At 69.4% G+C, this 5,195-nt stretch carries 6 protein-coding genes; 3 read left to right on the top strand and 3 right to left on the bottom strand.

Annotated features, from left to right (window positions below):
• Positions 1-504 (top strand): DAK2 domain-containing protein (locus G3O00_RS39665; RefSeq protein WP_206146253.1); only part of this gene is annotated, 504 nt, incomplete at its 5' end.
• A gap of 144 nt (positions 505-648) precedes the next feature.
• On the opposite strand, the gene G3O00_RS39660 is transcribed toward G3O00_RS39665, so the two are convergent.
• The 3 genes from G3O00_RS39660 to G3O00_RS39650 form a co-directional block, all read right to left on the bottom strand.
• Positions 649-1,110 carry a hypothetical protein gene (locus tag G3O00_RS39660; protein ID WP_206146252.1) on the bottom strand — a complete coding sequence of 154 codons (462 nt, stop codon included), beginning with the start codon at positions 1,108-1,110 and terminating at the stop codon, positions 649-651.
• Positions 1,111-1,139: 29 nt separating this feature from the next.
• Positions 1,140-1,427, bottom strand: a complete 288-nt coding sequence (locus tag G3O00_RS39655) for a DUF1330 domain-containing protein (protein WP_175969039.1) — start codon at positions 1,425-1,427, stop codon at positions 1,140-1,142.
• Positions 1,428-1,639: 212 nt separating this feature from the next.
• Positions 1,640-2,500 (bottom strand): MaoC family dehydratase N-terminal domain-containing protein, encoded by an 861-nt coding sequence (locus G3O00_RS39650; RefSeq protein ID WP_206146251.1) that lies wholly within the window; start codon positions 2,498-2,500, stop codon positions 1,640-1,642.
• 308 nt (positions 2,501-2,808) lie between these two features.
• Here G3O00_RS39650 and G3O00_RS39645 point away from each other — a divergent pair, with 308 nt between their 5' ends.
• Positions 2,809-3,288, top strand: coding sequence for a MarR family transcriptional regulator (locus G3O00_RS39645; RefSeq protein ID WP_174928921.1), 480 nt, complete (start codon positions 2,809-2,811; stop codon positions 3,286-3,288).
• Positions 3,285-5,195, top strand: a 1,911-nt coding sequence (locus tag G3O00_RS39640) for an FUSC family protein (RefSeq protein ID WP_206146250.1), incomplete at its 3' end; no start/stop codon positions are given. The genes G3O00_RS39645 and G3O00_RS39640, both read left to right, overlap by 4 nt.

The following is a 5,195-nucleotide window of genomic DNA, read 5'->3' as shown; positions in this document are numbered from 1 at the left end:
ATGCTGCGCGCCGCGCAGGCGATCCTCGCACTGCCGGAGAGCGCATACGGCACGCCGTCCGGCGCGCTCTCGGCGCTCGGCGCCGCGTTGCGCCGCGCGATTGCCGGCAGCTCGGGGCCGTTCTATGCGACCGCGCTACTGCGCGCGTCGCGCCGGCTGGCCGATATCGCCGAGCCGTCCGCGCGCGACTGGGCCGCGGCGTTCCGCGGCGCGGTGGATTCGATCAGCGAACTGGGCGGCGCACACGCCGGCGACCGGACGATGCTCGATGCGCTGATCCCCGCCGTCGCGGCATTCGAGCGGGCGCTCGACAACGATCGCGATCCCGCCGGTGCATGGGCGGCCGCGGTCGAAGCCGCCGAGCACGGTGCGCAGGAAACCGCACGCATGACGCCGCGCGCCGGGCGCGCGAGCTATCTCGGCGAACGTGCGATCGGCACGCCGGACGGCGGTGCGGTCGCGGTGTCGTATTGGCTGCGTGCGTTGCAGGCACACATCGGGTGAAGGTGGAAGGCGCGCCGTCGACGTCGCGCCTTCCATGCATCGGCACGCAAGACGCTGTTTCGCGTCACGTGCCGATGCCGCGGATCGTTGCGATGCCGCACGGCTTCATCTCCGTCGACATCCGCATCGAGCGTCCGCAGTCAATCAGCGCGCCCTCGTCCGTCCAGGCAATAACGCCGCGCCGACCGACGCTACAGCGAAACTCGCGAGCCAGCACCAGTAGCCGATCGCGTCGAGATGCACGGGTTCGACATCCCCCGCTTCGTTGACGGCGATCTGGTGCTGCGACAGGAAGCTCATCCCGAACAGCAACGCCAGTACCGCCAGCACGACCGCCTGCGCGCGGTAGCGCTTCGCCGTCAGCAGCCAGGCGGCGAACACGAGCGGATTCGCGAGCCATGCATAGATGCCGCCGAGCACACCCATCCAGCCCGTCAGCAGCACCTGCCAGCCGTCGGCCCACGGATGCGGCGCGGGCGCGCCGGTGCGGAACGGCGCGGTAAACATGGCGATCAGATAGCACAGCACGCTGATTGCGAGCAGCCCGGTGGTGGCGCGCCCCATCGGCGGGCGAACGGGCGCGGTGGCGGGAATCGATGGTTTCATCGGCGAGCCGGGCGTCCGATGCGGGTCGTTCAGACGCCTTCGACCAGTACGGCGCGATAGCGCGCGCCCTTGAACCGGTGCTGGGCGACGGCCTGGTATTCGGGGCCGTGATACCACGCGTGCGCGGCTTCCTTCGACGGGAATTCGACGATCACGACGCCTTCCGGGCCTTCACCTTCCAGCGTTTCCTGCGGCCCGTAGGCTGCGAGCACCTTCACCGGATGCCCGGCGAGCGTCGCGCCGACCTTGCTCTGGTAGAGGTCGAATTCGTGCGGGTCCTGCATGCTTTCACGTGTAAACACAATATAGGTGGCCAAGATGCGTGCTCCTGATGCGAGGCGTGGAAGGTGGAAGGGCCGGCCGCGCATCGCCTGGTCCGGCGAACGGCACGCGACCTGCCAGCAGCTTACAGGGGTTTGCCGACGAACGTCGGGCCTGCCCGACTGCCAGCCCGGCCGGCTTGCGGCGTGCGACAACGACCACCCGCATGGGGATCTTGCCGCGTCGCGCATGAACGGAGCGGCCCCCGTTACGCCAGGGTCGCGGTGGCCTGCATCGTCAGCCAGCCGTCGCGATCCTTTGCCCACAGCTCGATCGTCTTGCCGTCGTCCGACGGCTTGCCGCACAGCGTGAACGGCTCCCCGTCGAACGTCGGGCGCACCGCGCGGAACGCGAAGCTCGCGAGCGTCGCATCGGGCCGTTCGCGGTGCACGAGATCGACGAGCAGCGTCGCGATCAGCGGGCCGTGCACGACGAGCCCCGGATAGCCTTCCTCCTGCGTGACGTAGCTGCGGTCGTAGTGGATGCGGTGACCGTTGAAGGTCAGCGCCGAATAGCGGAACAGCATGACGGCGTCGGCCGTGACCGTGCGCGACCACGTCTCGCCCGCCGGCGCCGCGACCGGCTTCGGCGCCGGCGAGCCGGGCTGCGGCGCATCGCGATAGACGATGTCGTGCTCTTCCTCGACGCACAACGCGCCGTCGCACTCGATCCGGTGCTGCACCGTCACGAATACGAGCCGGCCGCTGCGGCCCGTCTTGTCCTCGATGTTCTCGATCGTGGATTCGCGCGTCGCGCGCCGCCCCGTGCGCAGCGGCGCATGGAACGTCAGGCGGCCGCCGGCCCACATGCGGCGCGGCAGCGGCACGGGCGGCAGGAAGCCGCCGCGCTTCGGGTGGCCATCGGGGCCGACTTCGGCCAGCGGCGCGACCGGCAGGAAATAGAGCCAGTGCCACATCGGCGGCACGACGTCGCCGGGCGACGGGCGGTCGAGCGTGGCGGCCAGCGCGTTCAGCGGGAACGCGGTGATGTCGTCACCGCGCGTTTCGGTCTTGCCCAGCCACGCGTCGAGCGACGCCTGGCCAGGGGGCTGCGAGGATGAAGTGGACACGTGCGGAATCTCCGGGAGGCTTGCAACGGCCCCAATATGCACGCAGTGCGCCGTTTCGCGAAGCCGGATTTCCCGAACCCCGCCTTCGAACCTGCCTGACCTGCCGGGCGGCCCTGCCGGACGGCTTTCGTCTGACCATTCGATCGCGGCCGCCGCACGCTCCGGCAGCGACAACCTTACAGCTTGACCATCGCCGGCACGCCGCCTAAATTGCTTCAAACGGGCTGGCCGAACCGCGAGCGACGTGTCATCAGGGTGACAAAAACGATAGTTTGCTATCGAATTAATTTGCCCCTATCATCTCGCCCATGACCAATCTGCACGACCTCCGCCTCGCCGTCAGCAGCCTTCTCGTGCTGTCCGCGCGCAAGTGGCGCCGCACCAGTGACGGCGTGCTGACCGCGTACAACGTGTCCGAGGCCTGCGCGACGCCGCTGCTGATCGCCGGGCGCCTCGGCGAAGGCGTGCGGCAGGGCACGCTCGCCGAATACGTCGGCATCGAAGGGCCATCGCTCGTGCGCCTGCTCGACCAGCTGTGCGCGGCCGGCCTCGCGCGCCGCGACGAGGATCCGCACGACCGCCGCGCGAAAACGATCTCGCTGACGGCCGCCGGCCGCGCGGTCACCGCGAAGATGGAGGAAGACCTGCGCGTGCTGCGCGCGCAGGTGCTCAAAGGTGTCACGCGCGCCGATCTCGAAGCGACGCTGCGCGTGCTCGACGCATTCAATGCATCCGAGTCGCACACGCCCGCCGCACGCGCATCCCACACCGGCAACGCCACGTCATGACCTATCCGAGCCTTCGCGACTGGCTGTTCTCGGGCAAGACGTTCGCCGCGTCGATGCTGGCGCTGTACCTCGGCCTGTATTTCCAGTTGCCGCGCCCGTACTGGGCGATGGCAAGCGTCTACATCGTGTCGAACCCGTTCGTCGGCGCGACGCGCTCGAAGGCGCTGTATCGCGCGCTCGGCACCGCGCTCGGCGCGGCCGCCGCGATCTTCTTCGTGCCGCCGTTCGTCGAGACGCCGCTGCTGTTCGCGATCATCGTCGCCACCTGGTGCGGCACGCTGCTCTACCTCGCGATCTCCGACCGCACCGCGCGCAGCTACGTGTTCATGCTCGCCGGCTACACGATGCCGCTGGTCGCATTGCCGACCGTGACCGATCCGTCCACCGTGTTCGACGTCGCGATCGCCCGTACCGAGGAGATCGTGCTCGGTATCGTGTGCGCGAGCGTGGTCGGCAGCGCGATCTTCCCGAACCGGCTCGCGCCGACGCTGATCGAGCGCACCGACGCGTGGTTCAAGGACGCCGCGTTCTATGGCCGCGAGACGCTGTCCGGGCACATCGCCGGCAAGGCGCTGTCCGCGTGCCGGCAACGCCTCGCGGCAACCATCACGGGCCTCGAATTCCTGCTGAGCCAGCTGAGCTACGACCATGCGCACCCGCGCATCCTCGCCCGTGCGCAGGCGCTCGCGGGCCGCATGCAGCTGTTCCTGCCGCTGATGTCGTCGCTCGCCGATCCGTTGATCGCGCTGATGCGCGACCTGCACATCCGCCCGGCCGGGCTCGACGAACTGCTGGCCGATGCCGCGAAATGGTTCGACGCGCCGCTGCCGGCCGTCAAGGCCGGCACCGACGGCGACATGACCGACGACCCGGTCGCGCAACGCCTGCGCGAACGCATCGCCGCGCTGCAGCCGGCCGACGATGCGCTCGCGAGCTGGGACGGCGCACTGCTGTCGAACGCGCTGTGGCGGCTGCGCCAGGTCATCGACATCTGGCAGGACTGCCGCTCGCTGCGCGCGCTGATCGGCAACGAAGCGGGCGTCTGGCAGCCGCGCTACCGGCACTGGCGGCTCGGCGGCACCGAACGCTTCTTCGATCGCGGGATGATGCTGTTCTCGACGCTGACCGTCGTCGCCGCGATCGTGTTCGCGAGCTGGATGTGGATCGCGTCCGGCTGGCACGACGGCGCCGGCGCCGTCACGCTCGTGGCCGTGTCGTGCAGCTTCTTCGCCGCACTCGACGAGCCGGCGCCGCTGGTGTTCAAGTTCTTCCTCGCGACGACCGCGAGCGTCGTGTTCGCCGGCCTGTACCTGTTCGTCGTGCTGCCGCACGTGCACGATTTCGCGATGCTCGTCGTGATGTTCGCGGGCCCGTTCATCCTGATCGGCACGCTGCTGCCGCGCCCGCAGTTCAACATGGTGACGATGCTCGTCGCCGTGAACACGGCCACCTTCATCAGCATCCAGGGTGCGTACGACGCCGACTTCTTCGTGTTCCTGAACAGCAACCTCGCGGGCGTCGCCGGGCTGCTGTTCGCGTATGTATGGACGCGTGCAACGCGGCCGTTCGGTGCGGAACTCGCGGTGCGGCGCCTGCTGCGCTCCGGTTGGGAAGATGTCGCGCGCTCCGCGTCGACGCAGCCGCTCGACGACCAGCGCAACCACGCATCGCGGATGCTCGACCGCGTCACGCAGCTGCTGCCGCGCCTCGGCGCGTCCGACGATCACCGCCACCCGTCGATCGAAAGCTTCCGCGACCTGCGTATCGCGCTGAATGCGCTCGACCTGCGCCGCTCGCGCCGCCGGCTGTCGGGCGACGTGCCCGATGCCATCGATCGCGTGCTGGCCGGCGTGACCGACCACTACGAACGCTGCGCGGCCGCGAACGCGCGCCAGCCGGCGCCGCCC

The sequence above is a fragment of the Burkholderia sp. Ac-20384 genome (genome assembly GCF_017104605.1).
GTDB classification, from domain to species: Bacteria; Pseudomonadota; Gammaproteobacteria; order Burkholderiales; family Burkholderiaceae; genus Burkholderia; species Burkholderia lata.
Note: the sequence above shows the minus strand (reverse complement) of the source record. Positions and strands in the feature narration are given on the sequence as shown.

Bases quoted from the DNA above. Each gene is read 5' to 3' on its own strand.
- G3O00_RS39660 (WP_206146252.1), bottom strand. From the start codon at position 1,110: ATGAAACCATCGATTCCCGCCACCGCGCCCGTTCGCCCGCCGATGGGG.
- G3O00_RS39645 (WP_174928921.1), top strand. From the start codon at position 2,809: ATGACCAATCTGCACGACCTCCGCCTCGCCGTCAGCAGCCTTCTCGTG.